Annotated in this window: 15 protein-coding genes; 5 read left to right on the forward strand and 10 right to left on the reverse strand. The window is 69.9% G+C overall.

The window, feature by feature from the left end; genetic code table 11:
- Nucleotides 1–161 precede the first annotated feature (161 nt).
- From NR792_RS00730 to NR792_RS00745, 4 genes are all read right to left on the reverse strand, one after another.
- The gene (locus tag NR792_RS00730; protein ID WP_375758150.1) at nucleotides 162–1,445 is read right to left on the reverse strand and encodes an MFS transporter; all 1,284 of its coding nucleotides are present in this window, start codon (nucleotides 1,443–1,445) and stop codon (nucleotides 162–164) included.
- 72 nt (nucleotides 1,446–1,517) lie between these two features.
- Complete coding sequence (locus tag NR792_RS00735; RefSeq protein ID WP_375758151.1) at nucleotides 1,518–2,624, reverse strand: isopenicillin N synthase family dioxygenase; 1,107 nt, start codon at nucleotides 2,622–2,624, stop codon at nucleotides 1,518–1,520.
- 112 nt (nucleotides 2,625–2,736) lie between these two features.
- Entirely contained in the window at nucleotides 2,737–3,363 is a 627-nt protein-coding gene (locus NR792_RS00740; protein ID WP_375758152.1) for a protease, read from the reverse strand.
- An 89-nt stretch (nucleotides 3,364–3,452) separates the two neighbouring features.
- Nucleotides 3,453–4,538, reverse strand: a complete 1,086-nt coding sequence (locus NR792_RS00745) for a M35 family metallo-endopeptidase (protein ID WP_375758153.1) — start codon at nucleotides 4,536–4,538, stop codon at nucleotides 3,453–3,455.
- A 227-nt stretch (nucleotides 4,539–4,765) separates the two neighbouring features.
- Here NR792_RS00745 and NR792_RS00750 point away from each other — a divergent pair, with 227 nt between their 5' ends.
- A complete protein-coding gene (locus NR792_RS00750; protein ID WP_375758154.1) occupies nucleotides 4,766–5,461 on the forward strand; it encodes a glutamine amidotransferase in 696 nt (231 codons plus the stop codon).
- A 28-nt stretch (nucleotides 5,462–5,489) separates the two neighbouring features.
- A complete protein-coding gene (locus NR792_RS00755; protein ID WP_375758155.1) occupies nucleotides 5,490–6,791 on the forward strand; it encodes an ATP-binding protein in 1,302 nt (433 codons plus the stop codon).
- A 3-nt stretch (nucleotides 6,792–6,794) separates the two neighbouring features.
- Here the strand turns inward: NR792_RS00755 and NR792_RS00760 are convergent, their stop codons facing one another.
- From NR792_RS00760 to NR792_RS00770, 3 genes are all read right to left on the reverse strand, one after another.
- Nucleotides 6,795–8,123 (reverse strand): hypothetical protein, encoded by a 1,329-nt coding sequence (locus NR792_RS00760; RefSeq protein ID WP_375758156.1) that lies wholly within the window; start codon nucleotides 8,121–8,123, stop codon nucleotides 6,795–6,797.
- A 126-nt stretch (nucleotides 8,124–8,249) separates the two neighbouring features.
- The gene (locus tag NR792_RS00765; RefSeq protein ID WP_375758157.1) at nucleotides 8,250–9,257 is read right to left on the reverse strand and encodes a hypothetical protein; all 1,008 of its coding nucleotides are present in this window, start codon (nucleotides 9,255–9,257) and stop codon (nucleotides 8,250–8,252) included.
- 130 nt (nucleotides 9,258–9,387) lie between these two features.
- Entirely contained in the window at nucleotides 9,388–10,074 is a 687-nt protein-coding gene (locus NR792_RS00770) for a porin (RefSeq protein WP_375758158.1), read from the reverse strand.
- Nucleotides 10,075–10,254: 180 nt separating this feature from the next.
- Between NR792_RS00770 and coaA the strand changes: the two genes are divergently transcribed.
- Both coaA and NR792_RS00780 read left to right on the forward strand, forming a co-directional pair.
- On the forward strand, nucleotides 10,255–11,208 hold the full coding sequence (coaA, locus tag NR792_RS00775) for a type I pantothenate kinase (RefSeq protein WP_375758159.1): 954 nt from the start codon (nucleotides 10,255–10,257) through the stop codon (nucleotides 11,206–11,208).
- Nucleotides 11,209–11,231: 23 nt separating this feature from the next.
- Nucleotides 11,232–12,224: a cysteine synthase A gene (locus NR792_RS00780; protein WP_375758160.1), complete on the forward strand. Its 993-nt coding sequence runs from the start codon at nucleotides 11,232–11,234 to the stop codon at nucleotides 12,222–12,224.
- A 3-nt stretch (nucleotides 12,225–12,227) separates the two neighbouring features.
- Here NR792_RS00780 and NR792_RS00785 read toward each other — a convergent pair whose 3' ends face one another.
- Both NR792_RS00785 and NR792_RS00790 read right to left on the reverse strand, forming a co-directional pair.
- Nucleotides 12,228–13,496 carry a type I restriction enzyme HsdR N-terminal domain-containing protein gene (locus NR792_RS00785; RefSeq protein WP_375758161.1) on the reverse strand — a complete coding sequence of 423 codons (1,269 nt, stop codon included), beginning with the start codon at nucleotides 13,494–13,496 and terminating at the stop codon, nucleotides 12,228–12,230.
- 77 nt (nucleotides 13,497–13,573) lie between these two features.
- Complete coding sequence (locus tag NR792_RS00790) at nucleotides 13,574–14,668, reverse strand: FadR/GntR family transcriptional regulator (protein ID WP_375758162.1); 1,095 nt, start codon at nucleotides 14,666–14,668, stop codon at nucleotides 13,574–13,576.
- Between the two features lie 339 nt (nucleotides 14,669–15,007).
- Between NR792_RS00790 and NR792_RS00795 the strand changes: the two genes are divergently transcribed.
- Nucleotides 15,008–15,634 (forward strand): SgcJ/EcaC family oxidoreductase, encoded by a 627-nt coding sequence (locus tag NR792_RS00795; RefSeq protein ID WP_375758163.1) that lies wholly within the window; start codon nucleotides 15,008–15,010, stop codon nucleotides 15,632–15,634.
- Here NR792_RS00795 and NR792_RS00800 read toward each other — a convergent pair.
- Nucleotides 15,597–16,907, reverse strand: a complete 1,311-nt coding sequence (locus NR792_RS00800) for a DUF418 domain-containing protein (RefSeq protein WP_375758164.1) — start codon at nucleotides 16,905–16,907, stop codon at nucleotides 15,597–15,599. The two genes, NR792_RS00795 and NR792_RS00800, sit on opposite strands and share 38 nt — an antisense overlap.
- Nucleotides 16,908–16,976 lie beyond the last annotated feature (69 nt).

Here is a 16,976-nt window from a genome sequence, read left to right on the forward strand (position 1 = left end):
ATACCAGCGGCGACCCTCCTCGGAAGGTGGGGGTCGGCGGGCCCCAGCTGTGACCGTCCTGGCTACAAGGCCCGTCCACCGGTGGCCGCCCAGGCAACAGCCCCCTCACCCGGGGTTCAACCCTTCGGACGCGTTGGTTTTCACCGGGCGCCCGCGAGGCCTCAGACGGAGGGCGCGGCCTCGGTGGGGTCCTGTTCGGGGGCGGGCGGGCGGTGCGCGGCGGACTCCAGCCGGTCCACGTTGCGCAGCTCCGGGAAGAGCCAGGCCCAGAGGCCCACGACGACCAACGTGCCCACGGCGCCAATGACCACCGCGTGCACGGCGCCCAGGGCCTCCGCGAGCGAGCCCGCGCGGAACTCGCCCAGCTCGTTGGAGGCGCCGATGCACATCATGTTCACCGCGCCCACGCGGCCGCGCATGTCGTCCGGCGTGGAGACCAGCTCCAGGGTGTGGCGCACCACCACGCTCACCATGTCCGCCGCCCCGCCAATGGCGAGCGCCGCGAGCGACAGGGGCAGGGACCTGCTCAGGCCGAACACCAGCGTGGCCGCGCCGAACACCGCCACCGCGGCGAACATCTTCCACCCGGCGTGGCCGCCCAGCGGCCGGAACGCGAGCAGCACCGCCACCACCGCGGCGCCCGCGGCCGGAGCGCTGCGCAAGAGGCCCAGGCCCCACGGGCCGGTGTGCAGCACGTCGCGCGCGTAGATGGGCAGCAGCGCCACCGCGCCGCCCAGCAGCACCGCGAAGAGGTCCAGGGTGAGGCTGCCCAGCAGCATCCGCTTCTGGCGCACGAAGCGCAGGCCCGCGACGAGCGTCTTCAGGGAGATGGGCTCGCGCGACGCGCTGCCGGTGCGCACCTTGAGCGAGAGGATCCAGACAATCGTGAGCGCGCACAGCGACGCGGACGTGATGTAGACGCCCTTGCCGCCCAGCCACCCGTAGAGCAGGCCGCCCAGGGCGGGGCCGGTGATGGTGGCCACCTGCCACGTGATGGAGTTCACCGCCACCGCGCGCGTCAGCTCCTCCGGCGGCACCAGGTAGGGCGTGAGCGCGGAGCCCGCGGGCGCGTAGAAGGCCCTCGCGGTGCCGAACAGCACCAGCACGCCGTAGACGAACCGCACGTCCGTGATGTGGCCCAGCGTGAAGACCAGGAGCAGCAGGCTGCACACCAGCATCACGCCCTGGCAGATGGCCAGGATGCGGCGGCGGTCGAAGCGGTCCGCCACCTGTCCGCCCAGCAGGCTGAAGAGGAGGAAGGGGACGAACTGGGCCAGGCCCGTGTAGCCCAGCGCGAGCGCGCTCCCGGTGAGCTCGTACACCTGCCAGCCGATGGCCACCGACTCGATCTGCGCCGCGAGCACCGCGCACAGGCGGGCGATCTGGTACAGCCGGAAGTCGCGGAAACGGAAGATGGACGTGGCGAGGACGGAAGGGGTGGCCATGGAAGTGGCTGCGCTGTAACGCAGCCCGTCCCCCGCCGCCAGCCACAAGGGGCGCTGGGGCCCCCGCGCGGCTTATGAGGTCGCGCGCATCCGGTTGAGCCGGTCGTAGTGGCGGTAGCCCAGCTTGTCGAGCGCGGCGGGCGGCGCGAGGCCGATGTCCACCAGCGTCTTGATGTCGTACGTGCCCGCGAGCACCGGCGGCGCGTAGTTGGCCACCGCCTCCGGCGTGCGGAAGCCGGGCAGCGGGAAGAGCACCTGGCTGGTGTGCACGTGCATGAAGTGCGCGGCGGACTGGCGCTGCCACCCCGGCACGCCCGGCGCGGTGATGACGTGCGGCGTGGCGAGGAACGTGCCGCCCGTCAGGATTTCCAGCTGCTGGCCCACCTGCGCCACGATGCAGCCCGCGGGCGCGGTGCCGCGCACCAGCTGGCCCTGCGGCGCGTCCGGCGTCGCGCGCGTGCGCAGGTACAGGCCGCTCTTGTCATCCGGCTTCGCGGCGGGGCGGCCCTCCGGGTCCAGGAACCGGCCGCCGGGCAGGAGCGTCAGCAGGTTGAAGTCGGTGTGCTCCTCGCCCCAGAGGATGCCGGTGTTCACCTGGGTGGGGCCCAGCGGCAGGTACTGGAGCGCGCGCGTGACGTGGGGCGCCTTGTCGCACGCGGCGGTGAAGGTGTCCTCTGGCAGGTTCAGCGCCAGGGCGGCGCCGCGCAAGAGCTTGAGGCCGGCCTCGTGCAGCGCGCGGCCCAGGGTGAGCAGGCCCTCCTGGAAGAAGGGCGGCGCGTCGTCCGGCCAGATGTTCTCCGGGTACAGCTCCGGGAACTCCATGGCGGACTGCGGGTCCGTGGGGGTGGGCGCCGCGAAGTAGCACTCCTTGAAGTCCGGCTGCCCGTTGCTCGCGACGGCGACCTCCGTGTTGGGAGGCGTCCAGCCGCGCTGGTACCAGAAGTCCGCGCGGCCCAGGGGGCGCTTCTCCGCGTCCGGACGGGCCACGAAGGCGGAGAACGCGTCGTAGAAGCGCTCCAGCGCCGGCGCGTCCACGCCGTGGTTCTTCACGAACACGAGACCGAAGACGCCAAAGGCCTCGCGAAGGGCCGCCGCGGCGCGCTCGAGGCGAGCCGGTTCACCCGACGCGAGGTCCAGCAGGTCGACCGTCGGAATGTTCATCGAGGAGGTGTCCGCCATGGTGGGCCCAGGTGTATCGCGCCCGGGCCCGCCTGAGGAGGGGGACCGTGCCTGTCCGCCCCCTGCCGTTCCGGGGAAATCCAGGAGGGCCCCTTCCTCCGTGCGCGCCGCTTCAGCGCGCGGCGACCGTCACGTCCACCGGGGCGCACGTCACCGGGGTGGACTTGTAGTCGCCGCCCGGCCGGGGGACGTCCTCCTTGCGCGTGGCCACGTCCATCAGCGGGTCGCCGAAGGTGATGCGGTAGGTGCCCGGCTTCTTGAAGTCATACGCCTGCGTCACCTCCACGGTGTTCTCCACCGTCGCGCCCGGCGCGATGGCCGTGTAGCTGTCCGCGGACGGGGCGGCGCGCTTCACCATGGGGCCCTGGTACTGCACCTCCTCACCATCGCGGGTGACGTGGAACACGGTGCCCAGGATGCCCTCCAGCGGCGTCTGCCACTTGAGGACCCAGGCGGGCGTGTCGGCGCGGTTGGTGAGCTTGAAGAGGACCTCCACGGGCTCGCCGACCTTGACCTTCGAGGGGGCGCTCAGGGCGCACTCCAGCCTGGGGGTCGTCATGGCGGAGGGCTCCGGAGCGGGCTCGGCGGCGGGCGGGGGCGTGGCGGCGGGAGGCGGCGTCGCGGCGACGGGGGCCTGCTGTTGCGCGGGCGGCTCCGCGGGCTTCGGCGTACAGGCGGTGACACCGGCGGCGGCGGACAGCACCGCGAGCCATGCGAGGTTCCTTCGTCCCAGCCCCATCACGTGATGCTCCTTGTGTTCGTGTGGCGAATAGAAAAGGGGCGCGAGCCCATGTGGCCCGCGCCCCCGGTCAACGGCCCAGCGTCACCTTACGGCAGCGCGGGGGTGTTCTCCGCGAAGTATTCGTGGCTGTCCGCGTTGTCACGCGCGCGCGTGGGGTTGGACCTGGCCAGGTTCTTGGCGGCCGTCTGGCCGTAGGCCCAGTCGTCCGTGCCGGCCACGACGGTGAAGTGGCTCATCTCGTGGACCAGCGTGCCCGCGCGCGAGTCCGTGCCCGTGTTGGGGGCGTTCCAGAAGGCGCCGCACACGTAGATCTTGTACGGCGAGGACGGGTACACGTACGCGTAGGTGCCGCTCTCGTTGCAGCTGCAGTCCACGACGACGGAGGCGGACGCAAACGCGTTCTTGATGCTGTTGAAGTGCGTCTTGATGGTGTTCCAGTTGGTGCTGGAGTACGTGCCGAACCACGTGGTGTAGCGCGTGGTCGCGGACGGCGTACCGCTCAGGTAGCTGTACGAGTTGTTGGAGTAGGTCTGCGCGCTGCTGAACGCGGTGGCGATGGCGCTCTGCTCGGAGCTGGTGCACGCGCCGGAGTAGGACAGACCCTGCGCCGTCACCTGGCGCATCGCCTCGGCCTCGTCGCGGGTGTTGCGGCGGCCCTCGATGAAGAGGCTGACCGCGTTGGAGGACAGCGCCGTCACGCCCTCACGCTGCTCCAGCTCGTAGCGGATGGTGTAGGTGCCGGAGACGGACAGGTCATACGCGTCCGACACGACGACCGGACCGGAGATGCTCTGGCCGGGGGCCAGGGTGATGAGGTCCTCGGAGCGGCCCAGCACGCGCTTGAAGTGCGCGCCGGTGTACTCCACGGCCTGGCCGTCACGCGACACCGACAGGCGGCCCTCGTTGAGGCCCTCGCCCGGCGCGTCCCACTTGTAGAGGCTGACCGGCGAGGAAGAGGTGTTGGTCAGCGTCACCTCCACCGTCACGCGCTCGCTGGCGGCCATGGAGGCCTTGCCCACGGACACCTGCGCCGTCAGGGCGCCCTGGGCCTGCTCCGTGGCCCCGGCCGGGGTGGACTCGCCCTCCGCCGGAGGAGCGCCGCAACCACTCAGCAGGGAGACGCCGACCACCGTGCCCATCAGCCACTTGAAACCGCGAAGGCTCTTGCTCACGAGGAACTTCCTTTCGGAAACGACGCGACGGAACACCCAAGGGGGAATGCCCGGGTCCGCATGCTTATAGGAGAAACCGGGCCCACTGATGATGGCATGAAATACTGTGAAATAAATGCCTACCGACTATTCGGGTTCACGCCGGGTCGCGGCCGACCGTGGCCGGCAGCGTTAGTCTTCACGCGGCAACTGGCACCAACGAAGACACGGCGAAGGGGTGGCGGACGATGCGCGCGGTGGTGTTCGAGCACGAGGAGCACGAGGGGCCGGGCCTGCTGGGGCCGGCGCTGGAGGCGGCGGGGTTCACGCTGGTGCGGCGCTTCCGGACGGTGAAGCGCGAGGACGTGGACGCGCCGCTGGTGGTGGTGATGGGCGGACCCATGGGCGTGTACGAGGCGGACGCCCATCCGTTCCTCAACGAGGAGCTGGCGCTCCTGGGGGAGCGGCTGGCGAACGACCGCGCGTGCGTGGGCGTGTGCCTGGGTGCGCAATTGCTGGCGGCGGCGGCGGGGGCGACGGTGTCTCCGGGCAAGAACGGCTTCGAGGTGGGCGTGGGGCCGGTGCGCTGGACGCAGGACGCGCTGAAGGACCCGGTGGTGGCGGGCGTGAAGCCGCGCACGGCGGTGGCGCACTGGCACGGGGACACGTACACGCCGGTGCCCGGCGCGACGCTGCTCGCGTCCACGGACCGCTACACGCAGCAGGCGTTCCGGCTGGGCAAGTCCTACGGCTTCCAGTTCCACCTGGAGCTGACGGCGCGGGAGCTGGGGCGCTGGCTGGAACTGGGGGCGGAGGACCTGGTCACCCGGGGCAAGGACGTGGAGGCGCTGAAGGCGCAGCTGCCCAAGCTGCAGGCGGCGGAGGCGGAGAACACGGAGCTCCTGCACCGGCTCGCGCATCAGCTGGCCAAGGGCCTACGCTGAGGGCGGTCCCCGGGGAGGGCCGGACGCCATGAAGCTGACCCGCCTGCATGTGCACCACTACCGCGGGCTCGCGCCGGACACGGTGCTGACGTTCGGCCCCGCGCTCAACGTGGTGGTGGGCGCGACGGGCAGCGGCCGCACGACGCTGCTGGAGCTGGTGTCCGCGGTGCTGTGCTCGGACTTCTCCGGGCTCCTGCGTGAGCCGTTCGCGCTGGACTACGCGCTGCGCTTCGACGCGCTGACGGTGGACGTGGCCGTGCGCAACGAACCCCCCGCGGCGCTGCCCGCCACGGCGGGGGAGGGTGGACCTGAAAAGGCAGGCCCGGGGGCCGCGCTGGCGCTGCCGCCCGGAGCGCTGGCGCACGGGCTGATGCCCTCCATCGTGGCGACGGTGCGGTGGGACGCGGCGGAGGACGCGCGGCTCGTCATGCGCGCGAGCGCCACGGGCTTCGCGTGCGAGGTGGCGGGCGCGGCCGGCTTCTCCAAGCGCATGCACTGGTCTGTGTTGGATCGCTCCGTGTGGACGCTGCTCTTCATGGCCGCGCAGTACCTGGAGCGCGGCGTGAAGGACCGGCTGAAGGACCTGCTGCGGGAGACGTTCCTGCTGGCGCCGCCGCGCTTCGACGAATCCCTGGGCATGTTCGAGCGCATCGGCGCCATCCGCTACGCGATGGAGCAGCGCGGAGAAGAGCTGTTTCCGCTGGGCCTCATGGCGCTGCCCACCTGGATGCCCGGCTGGCTGCGCGAGCAGGTGGAGCACGAGCCCGTGCCTCCGGCGCTGCTCCTGCGCCACGACGCCATGCCCCGGAGCTTCCTCGCGCGCTTCGTGACGCTGGCGGGCTTCGCGTCGGGCACGCTGTCCGTGGACGTGACGGAGACGACGCCGCTGTCCCAGGGCGGGCGGCTGGGCTTCAGCGGCTTCCGCTTCGCGTTCGTGCGCGCGGACGGCACGCCGGTGACGCAGGAGCAGCTGGGCCATGGCCAGAAGAGGCTGTTGTCCTTCCTCTACTACCTGGACGTGCACGAGGCCTTCGTCATCGCGGACGAGCTGGCGGACGGGCTGCATCCGGACCTGGTGCGCGCGTGCGTGCACGACGTGGGCGAACGGCAGGCCTTCGTCACCAGCCAGAGCCCGCTCGTGTTCGAACACCTGACGTTCGCCAGCGCGGAGCAGCTGCGCACGTCGTTGATCCGCTGCGAGACGGGCGCGGGACGCGGCGGCTGGCGGTGGACGCAGCCGACGCCGGAGGAGGCCGCGCGGTGGTTCGACGCGTACCGCGCGGGCTCCGTGCCGCTGGGCGCGGTGCTGCGCGCCCAGGGCTTCGGGTGAGGCTCAGGGGCCCGTCAGCCCCTTGAACAGGAAGCCATCGTCGAACCCGCGCGAGACGTAAGCCGTGGTGCCCAGGTTCAGGGTGCCGGAGAAGGTCCCCGCCCCCACGAACCCGCCCTGCTTGTTCACCGCCACGTCCGTGAAGTACGGGCGGCCCGTCGAGGAGTACGTGCGCCGCCACTGCTGCTGTCCCTGGAGGCGCTCCAGCCTCGCGGTGAAGAGCGTGTAGCCAGCGGACGAATCCACCGCGGTGGAGGCTCCGCCCACCACCACGCTGTCGTCCTCGGCCATGGCCACCGCGCCCACGGGCTGCGGGTAGCTGTGCGCCCAGCGCTCCTCGCCGGCCCGGGTCCACGCGACGAGGAAGCCCGCGTTCTTGCCCGAGCCGGGACCCGGGAAGTCTTGACCCGCGAACGTGAAGGCGTCGTTGAGTTGGCCGCCCGCCACCACGCGGTTGCCGTGCACCGCCACGCCGAGCGCGCCGCCGCTCGCACCCACCAACGCCCGCGTCCAGGCCACCGTGCCCGTGGGGGCCACCTTCCAGACTTGCGGGTCGGGGTACTGGATGCCCGCGAAGTAGAAGGCATCCATTTCATCCACAGCGACGCTGCTGCCGCCGCTCAGGTTCCACTGCTCGCGCACGGTCCACTGCGGCGTGCCGGCGGCGTTGAACTTCGTGAGGAAGGCCGTCTGCACGTCCGTCACCATCGAGGAATTGGGCCCCAGGCCAAAGTCCACCGTGAGCCAGGCACTGCCCGTCAGCGCGATGGCGTCCTGCGAGTCGGTGACCACGTCCGTGGGGAAGACCCTGCCCGTGAAATGCCGGGCCCACCGGAACTGCCCCGTCTTGCTCAGCTTCAGGAGGAAGGCGCCCGCCGGCTTTACGCCCTCGCCCAGGTCGACGGGCTGGTACGCATCCCCTGAGATGATGACGTTGCGCTCGCGGTCCACCGTGAGCCCCTGCGCGGCGACGGTGGTCTGCTGGCCGGGCTGGAGTACGCCCTCGAAGGTCCGGGTCCACAAGAGCGCGCCGGCCGGCGTGTACTTCGCCACCGCGAGCCCAAACTGATTGGAATTGCCCGAGCCGACCGGGCCCGCGCCCAGGTCCACGCTGCCTTGATAGTTGAACAGCGCGAGAATGTTGCCGTCGCGGTCGAAGGCCACCGCACGGGCCTGGTCCGAACCGGAGGAGCCCAGGTGCTTCGTCCAGACGAAGTCACCCCCCGCGAGCTCCGTCTCCTGTGAGCGCGGGGCGGACTCGGGCGCCTCCACGGGCTCGCACCCACCGAGCGCCACCGCCACCACGACGCTCCAGAGAAGCCGCTCGCCCATCCACCTGCATGTCATTCCCATGTGCACCCCGCTGTGTCCCCAAAGACAGACAGTGCGAGTTAGGAATGACCCGGGGTTTGGGACACTGCCCTGGAGGGCAGCGTGGGTTTGACGTTTGAACAGTCGTCAGTGGCCGGACAGCAGCTCCGTGCTGAAGGAGAAGCCGCCCAGCAGGTAGGGCATGGCGTTCACGCGGTTCTCGTGTTGGAGGTACCAGCCGGCGATGAGCAGCACGGTGGGCTTGCTCATGAGGCCGCCCGGCTTCGTGTCAAAGGCATACGCGACGATGGGGCCCACGCGGACGTGCGCATTGGTGGGCAGGGTGCGCCCGGGCAGCGGCTCCACCGCGGCGGTGTCTTCGTTGTAGCGGGGCCACACCGCGGAGAGCCGGGCGCCCAGGGTCCACTGTCCGGCCAGCCAGAGCAGGTCCGTGTCGTTGGCGAGCACCCAGCCCTTGCCGGGCACCAGCGTGTCCAGCGTCGGGTCGTAGAACGTGCCGCGCTCCCCGCCGTCGCGCAGCGACACGTTCCAGTACTCGATGGCCAGCTTCGTGCGCAGCGCCACCGACTTCACCTTCGCCTGGAGCATGGGCTCCACGAAGAAGTGGTGTCCGGAGGTGCCGTAGGCCGCGTCGTTGGTCGCGCTGCGCAGGTCGTCGTCGTAGGGCTGGAAGGAGTCCGGGTACGACTGGACGCTGCCGAAGGTGCCGAAGAACTGGACGTACTCGTAGCCGGCGCGGAGGTTGAACATCGCCACCGGTTGCAGCTCCACCACGGGGCCCAGCTTGAAGAACGCGGGGCTCAGCTTGAGGCTCGCGCCGGCGCTCGCGTACGTGTCGCGCAGCAGCAGGGAAGGGCTGTCGAAGAGGCGCTTCTGGTAGACGAGCCGGTTCTGCGACTCGAGCCCCAGCGGGTTGTAGCGGACGACGTTGAGCGTGGTGAAGTAGACGCGGCGCTCGGGCAGGGACGGCTGCACCGGGGGCGGCACGTCCTCCGTGATGGGCGGCTGGGGCTGCTGCGCGGCCACGGGCGCGCCCAGGCCCAGGAGGGCGAGCAGCGCGGCGCGCGTGAGCCCCTTCGACAGGGACGGTGAGCGGACAGGCGTCGGGCGCTGCGGGTACTCGTTCGCGGGCATGCGTCCTCTTCGGCGGGCGTCCGCGGGAGGGCCCCCGGGCAAGGGCCCCTCGTCGCGGGCAGCGGGAGCGTCGTGCACCTGACGCGCGCGCTTCAAGACGCACCAGGACGAAGCCGGGTGACACCGGGCGTCACCGGCGGCCTTCTCCGGCCGCGGGGCCGGGCTTCAGGAGGAAGGACGGCGCGCGCCCCTTGAAGGGCAGGGCGAAGACGCGCGCGGCCAGGTCGAAGTTGGCGTCGGTGGTGGCGTCGGTGCTGGCGCCGTCGGGGTCGCCATTCACCACCGCCAGCGAGTACTGCCACCGGCCGCCTTCGCCCTCGCCGTGCAGCTCCAGGCCCTCGTCGCGGTTGGGGACCAGGTCCACCGTGAGCGAGCGCTCGATGAAGGGGTTGTCCATGTCCGACTGGAGCAGCTCCAGCCCGAACGGCGTCTTGAACCGGCCCGTGCGCAGGCGGCCCCATTCCCCCGGACGGAAGTCGATGCCCGCGTCCTGGATGATGGATTGCCCGACGCCGAAGTCCGGCATGAAGCGGAAGTCGACGAAGCCGAAGCGCGTCCCGTCCAGGATGGGGCGCATGCGCCGCACGATGAACGTGTTGGTGCCGGTGCGCTCCGGGTCCTCCAGGAAGAAGCGCCCGTCGCCCTGGCGCTGCCCGCGCAGCTTGAGCACGAAGGCCTTGTCCGCGGACGACAGCGTGAAGCCCTCCTCCGACGCCTGGACGACCGCAGGCTCCGAGGCCTTCGGAGGCTCCGGGGCCTGGGCCCGTGCCTGAGGCGAAGCGAGCAGCAGGCCCGTGGCGGCGCCGAGGGCGGACACGCGGAGGCCTCTTGGGGGGAACGGGGGCCAGGGGCGGGAGTGCCCCGTGCCGGGAGGGCGCGACCGGGAAGCAGGCGGGCACGTTGAGAGTGGGAAAGTCCTGCTGTCAAGGATCGCAGGGAAGACCCGTTGTCACCTTCACTTGCCGGAGCCGGGGAGGTCTGGTTCATGCTGGGCGCCATGTCCGTGACAAGACCCCGCGCCGCATCGATGTACGTCGACCTGGACCGCGACGCGTGGCGCGAGCTCCGGGACTCCACGCCGATGACGCTGACGGCGGAGGAGGTGGAGCGGCTGCGGGGCCTGGGCGACCGGCTGGACATCCACGAGGTGGAGGACGTCTACCTGCCGCTGTCGCGCCTCCTGCACCTGCAGGTGGCGTCGGCGCAGTCGCTGTGGGCGGCGCAGCAGGCGTTCATGGGGCACTCGGTGCGCAAGGTGCCGTTCATCATCGCCGTGGCGGGCAGCGTGGCGGTGGGCAAGAGCACCACGTCGCGCATCCTCCAGGCGCTCCTGGCGCGCTGGCCGGATCATCCGCGCGTGGCGCTGGTGACGACGGACGGGTTCCTGCATCCCAACCGGGTGCTCGCCGAGCGGGGCATCATGAACCGCAAGGGCTTTCCGGAGAGCTATGACCGGCGCGCGCTGGTGCGCTTCCTGGCGGAGCTGAAGGCGGGGCGCGAGGAGGTGACGGCGCCGGTGTACTCGCACCTCGTCTACGACATCGTGCCGGAGGAGGCGCAGTCCATCCGGCAGCCGGACATCCTCATCCTGGAGGGGCTCAACGTCCTGCAGACGGGGCCGGTGGAGGGCGGGCGGCTGCCGCAGACGTTCCTGTCGGACTTCTTCGACTTCTCCATCTACGTGGACGCGAACGAGACGGACATCCGCCACTGGTACGTCGAGCGCTTCCTGCACCTGTGGGAGACGGCGTTCCGCGACGAGCGGTCCTTCTTCCGCCGCTTCTCGGAGCTCACGCGTGAGCAGGCCATCGCGCGGGCCGCGTCGGTGTGGGCGGAGATCAACGGGCCCAACCTGGCGGAGAACATCGCGCCCACGCGTTCACGGGCGCGGCTCATCCTGGTGAAGGGCAGCGACCACAAGGTCCGCCGCGTGCGGATGCGCAAGCTGTGAGCAGCGCTTCGGGAAGGACGGACATGGCTCCACGAATGGGTTCGCTCTGGGACGCGGTGGGGAACACGCCGCTGTTGCGCATTGGGTCGCTCAGCCGCCAGACGGGCTGCGACCTCGTCGCCAAGGCGGAGTTCATGAACCCGGGCGGCAGCATCAAGGACCGGGCCGCGAAGGGCATGATTCAACGCGCGGAGGCCACGGGGCAGCTGAAGCCCGGCGGCACGATTGTCGAAGGCACCGCGGGCAACACGGGCATCGGCCTGGGGTTGCTGGGGCGCGAGCGGGGCTACCGCGTGGTGGTGACGATGCCGGACAACCAGGCGCGCGAGAAGTACGAGCTCCTGGAGGCAATGGGCGTGGAGGTGCGGCGGGTGCCGGCGGTGCCGTTCTCCAATCCCTCGCATTTCTTCCACCAGGCGCGGGTGCTGGCGGAGGCGAACGGCTGGGCGTGGATGAACCAGTTCGAGAACACGGCGAACGGCGACTTCCACTACGAGACGACGGGGCCGGAGATCTGGGAGCAGGCGGAAGGCAAGGTGGACGTGTTGGTGGCGGCGGTGGGCAGCGGCGGCACGCTGTCCGGGACGAGCCGCTACCTGAAGGAGAAGAACCCGGCCCTGCGCGTGGTGTTGGTGGATCCGCCGGGGTCGGGGCTCTACTGCCAGGTGCGCACGGGGAAGATGGAGACGGCGGGCAGCTCCATCACGGAAGGCATTGGCATCATGCGGCTGACGGAGAACTTCCGGCAGGCGCGCGTGGATGAGGCGATGCGCCTGGAGGACCAGGACATGCTGGAGATGCTCTACCACCTGGCGCGCGAGGACGCGCTGGTGGTGGGCACCTCCGCGGCCCTGAACGTGAGGGCCGCGTGGGAGGTGGCACGCAAGCACCAGGGACAGGGCCTGCGCATCGTCACGTTCCTGTGCGACCACGGCAGCCGCTACGCCTCCAAGGTGTTCAACCCGGAGTTCCTCGCGTCGAAGCAGCTCACGGTGAAGCCGCTGCCGGCGGTGTGAGTCCTACTGGCTGGCAACCACCTTGAGCACGGGCTCCGGGGGCGCCTCCTCCTTGGCGGTGAGGGACAGCTCCAGGCTCCGGGCCACCAGCGCCTTGAGTGCCCACACCTCCGGAATCGTCTGGATGTAGACCCGGCTCACGCCGAAGGCCGCGGGGGCCGCCTCGACTTCGAACCCCGCGGCGAGGGCCTTCGCCTCGTCGAGGGGAACCCAGGTGGCGATGCACTTGCGCTTGCCATTGCCGAAGAACCGCACGAACCACTTCGTGGGTTTCTTGAAGGACACGTTGAAGTAGTTCGAGGTGTCCCGGTAGAGGACGTCCTCCGCCGCGTGGCCGTTCTTGGTGCAGATGTCCCGGATGACGCCGAAGAAGGTCAGCTCCTCCTCGGTGGGCTCCACGGTGGCGCGCCCCTTGTCGTCGCCGGTGGCGCGGGGCTCCGGGTCGAAGGCCTTGGCGCTGTCGGCCTTCACCGCGTTGGGGCCCTCCTTGGCGGTGGGTGCCTCCACGCCTTCGTTCAGCCGCTGGATGCGCTCCTTGAGCTTGTCGAGGAAGTCATCGCCCATGACGCGGAGGAGGGTGGGCTCGATGGCCTCCTTCGCGACCTCCGAGAGCCTTTCCATCACGGCGGTCGTCCGCTTCCCCTTGTAGATGTCCTCGGTGAGCCACTTGAGGAAGCCCTCGTGCTCGCCGGGGGATTTCAGGGCAGCGGACAGCTTGTCGATCATCCCCTGGCGGTAGCGGCTGTTCTCCGCGTCGGTGATGAGCGTCGTGGCGTTGAAGGATTCTCGGCTGAACTTGGAGAGGAACTTCGCGACCTTGGCCCAGTCCGACTTGGTGTCCTCCAGGGAGAACGTGAAGAAGGGCTCCGGGTCCATGACGTTGGGGTTCTCCAGGTCCCCGAAGAACAGGTAGTGGCACCCATCCGTGATGATGCCGAAGTGGAGTTCGGGGAGCTGGGAGAGGTAACGGGCCAGTTGCTGGGCGCGTGACTTGAGGTCCGTGCCCAGGGGTTTGGTCTCGATGACGATGAGGGGCTTCTGTCCCGTCTGGTCGAAGATGGCGAAGTCCATCCGGTCCGGGAGCTTCTTGCCGTCGCCCTGGACGAAGTCCGCCGCGTACTCGAGGCGCACTTCGCGAGGGAGACCGGGGTCGTAGCCAAGCAGCCGGATGAAGGGGACCACCAGGGCCAGCTTGGCGGTCTCTTCGTTGGTGATGAAGTTCTTGGAGTCCTGATAGCGCTTGACCAGCTCCAGCAATTGATTCGCGTCCACGGTCGTTCCCCCCCTGCAACCCGTCGAAGGCGGGCTCCGGGAACAACAATCCTGGGGAGTGTCTTTGTCCATACCTCCTACGAGTGAGTAGGGGTTCTGGCAGGTGTCCCAGGCAAGGAGGTTCCATCCTGCGACAGGATGCCTCCAGAAGCAGGTGGTTCTGGGGCGTGGGGCATGGAGGGGCCAGATGCGCATGGCCCACTGTCCCGGTGGACGTGGGAGCCCTGGGCGACATGAAGCGGTCCTTCCTCCTTGCTCACCGCCCCACGGTGTTGTCCGTAGAAGTCGGTGGGTGGAGCCTCGGGCTGAATGCCGGCCTCTGGAGACGAACCGTCCCAACCTGCCCGACAGTCGGACAGGTCTTCCAAAGCCGCGCCCGGTCCAGGCCCGTTGGGGGCGGCTGGAGCCGGCAGCGCCGCGGGGATGCCCTCGTAGGTGGAAGTGTCCTCAGGGGGCGCATGCGCATGCGTGGCGGGAGCAAACTGGTCGAGCACGCGCTCGTCGCACGCCTTCATCAGCGCAGGCAGCTGGTGCTGAAGTGCCTGCGCGTCGCGCTCGCTCAGGGCGTGCATCGCGCACAGGGCCCACTGGCGCAGGGATTCGCCGCCCATGAAGGACAGCAGCCGGGCCGCGTTGCCTCTCAGGGCCCGTTGCAGGGACTGAATGAGGAGCAGGTGCCCTGGACGTGACGCCGCCTGGGCCGCCAGCCGCAGTAACTCGAATTCCAGCTGCGCGCACCGTGCCCCAGGGTTCCAGTGCGCCGCATCCGAGAGCCTGTAGCAGGCGTCTTCCAGCAGGCTCACGTCCCGCTCGGAGGCAGTCGCGCAGCAGTCCGCCAGGAGCTCCACCAGCACCTGCCGCTTGAGGCTGAAGAAGCCCTCCAGCAGCCGCCGGCATTCCTCGGAGCGCTCGTCATGCAGCGCCAGGCCCAGGTTCTCCAGCGTCAGCGACTCGTCCAGCGTCACCGCTCGCGCCTGGCGCCCGGAGCGCTGCACCACCAGCCCCCGCGCCGCCAACCGGCGCAAGGCCTCGCGCACCGTGCCTCGGCTCACTCCAAAGCGGCGGGCCATCATCCTCTCTGAGGCCAGCCGTCCGTTCCTCGGCAGCCGCCCCAGCGCGATGTCCCGCTCGAGTTGCTCCTCCACATACGCCACGAGACCTACCCGCACCATCACCGTCCGCCTCCTCGTCCCACCTTCGCCCATCCAACCAGACGGGTCTGACATGGACGCGGATGCCGCCGTCCACCTTGCCAATGAGGACCGTGCGCCCCCGGGCCGGAGGCGGGGCGAACTGGTCCGACAGTCGGACCAGTTGGGCGAAGGCGCCTCCGGCAGGGCGCCTTTGACTGTGGCTCCATCCTGCCTTCCGCTCAATCACACCGTCGCGTCCCACTGCTGCATTCCTTGGGGCGTGCGTTCTCGCGGAGAACTCAGGAATGCAGGGTTTATCGACGAGCTTCTGACGCCCTGTCTAGGATGCGCGCCGTCCTCTTCCTTCACGGAGCTTCGATGGTGCGCACCCGGTTCGTAGGTCTCCTGGCGTTGCTGTTCGTCGCGGTCCCCGTCGTGTCGGGGGCGCAGGATGCCGTGGCTCCGGCGGCGGTGGCCTCTGGCGACGAGGCGACGCATCAGGCGCTGCGCGCCATCAAGCAGGACATGGAGGACGCGCTCAACAAGCAGGATCTGGACCGGCTGCTGTCGCACCTGCATCCGGACGTCGTGTTCTCCACCATGAACAACGACGTGCGCGTGGGGAAGGACGCCATCCGCGCGTACTACGCGGAGATGCTGGGCGGCCCGAACAGCGTCGTGAAGAAGGTCACGGCGAAGTTCGATGTGGATGCGCTTACGCGTCTGTATGGCAACTCGGGCGTCGCCTATGGCTCGTCGCTGGACCACTACATCCTGAATGACGGCACGGACCTGACCGTCAATGGGCGGTGGACCTGCACGCTGGTGAAGGAGGGCGACCGGTGGCTCATCGCCGCGTTCCACTACTCCACCAACGTGTTCGACAACCCCCTGCTCACCAAGGTGAAGAACGCCGCCATGGGCTTCGGGGCGCTGGTCGCGGTCGCCGCGCTCGCGGCGGGGTTCTTCATCGGACGTCGGGGACGCCGGCCGGCGACGGCTTGAGCGCGAGCCGCATGGGCTGGCGCTGGCCGTAGGTGAGCGAGCGCCACAGCCATTCGGCCGGACCGAAGCGGAAGTGCGACAGCCATGCGCGGCTGAACGGAATCTGGAGCGCGAACACCCCCATCGTCAGCGCTACACACTGTGACGGCGGCAGCTTGCCCACGAGCCCCAGCCCCCACCCGTCATAGAGGCAGAGGCTCACCACCGTCTGCATCAGGTAGTTGGTCAGCGCCATGCGCCCCACCGGCGCCAGCACGCCCATCCACCGGCGCCAGCGCTCCTTCTGGAAGAGCAGGGCGAAGGCGGCCACGTAGAACGCGGCGAGACCCAGGTAGCCCAGTTCCTGGATGGCGGACAGGGTGAACATCCAGTGTGCCTTCGACGGGTCCAGCAGCCCCGCGAGGCGCAGGTGCTGCACCACCACCCCCGCGCCATTTCCCAGCACGCCCAGCACCAGCCCCCAGCCCAGCAGCTTCCGGTGCCAGGCGCGGTGGCGCTCCACGTCCTGGAGCAACAGGTGCCGGCCCGCCAGCAGTCCCAGCAGGAAGCGGCCCAGGATGAAGATCATCCACAGCAGCCGCTTGAGCGTGGGCAGCATGTACTGGAGGAAGGTCGCGTTCGCGGCCTGCGTCGTCCAGAGCGAGTCGCTCTTGAGGCCCAGCAGCAGCTGCCCGCGTGTCTGGGCCTCCATGGCTTCGGTGGCCTTCGCGGCGTCGGCCGCGGCCTGCGAGCCGTGGAGCAGGATGGGACCGAAGTGCAGGAGCGCCGGCACCACCAGCGGGACCACCACCACCGACAGGCCCACCCACATCCAGAGCGTCCGGTCCGAACGGTCCCGGAAGAGGAGCAGCGCGAAGCCCAGCAGCGCGTACGTGGAGAGCACGTCTCCCGCCCACAGCACCGTGAGGTGCACCACGCCGATGCCCAGCAGCACCAGCAGCCGTCGCGAGTACACCGGGACGACGGAGGCTCCACGGCCCTCGGCTCGCTTCAGCTGGATGGAGAACCCCAGCCCGAAGAGGAAGGCGAACAGCGTGACGAACTTCTGGTTCACGAAGAAGTGGTAGAGCGCCGCGACGGCTGCCTCGAAAGGCGGTGCCGCCAGCGCCTGGGCCTGCTCTCGCGGCATGAGCACGCGGCCGCTGAACCACGCGAAGCTGTTCGACACGAAGACGCCCCACAACGCGAAGCCGCGCAGCACGTCCAGGAGCGGCAGCCGTTCAGAGGCGTCCACCGGGCGGGCGCTGGAAGCGGAAGGGACGGAGTCGGACATGCGTCCAGCAGATGCCTCCCTCCCGTTCCCGTCAACGCATGCAGCACGTCGTCCACCGTGGCCGCACCC

It is taken from the genome of Corallococcus exercitus, from assembly GCF_042231735.1.
GTDB classification, from domain to species: domain Bacteria; phylum Myxococcota; class Myxococcia; order Myxococcales; family Myxococcaceae; genus Corallococcus; species Corallococcus exercitus_B.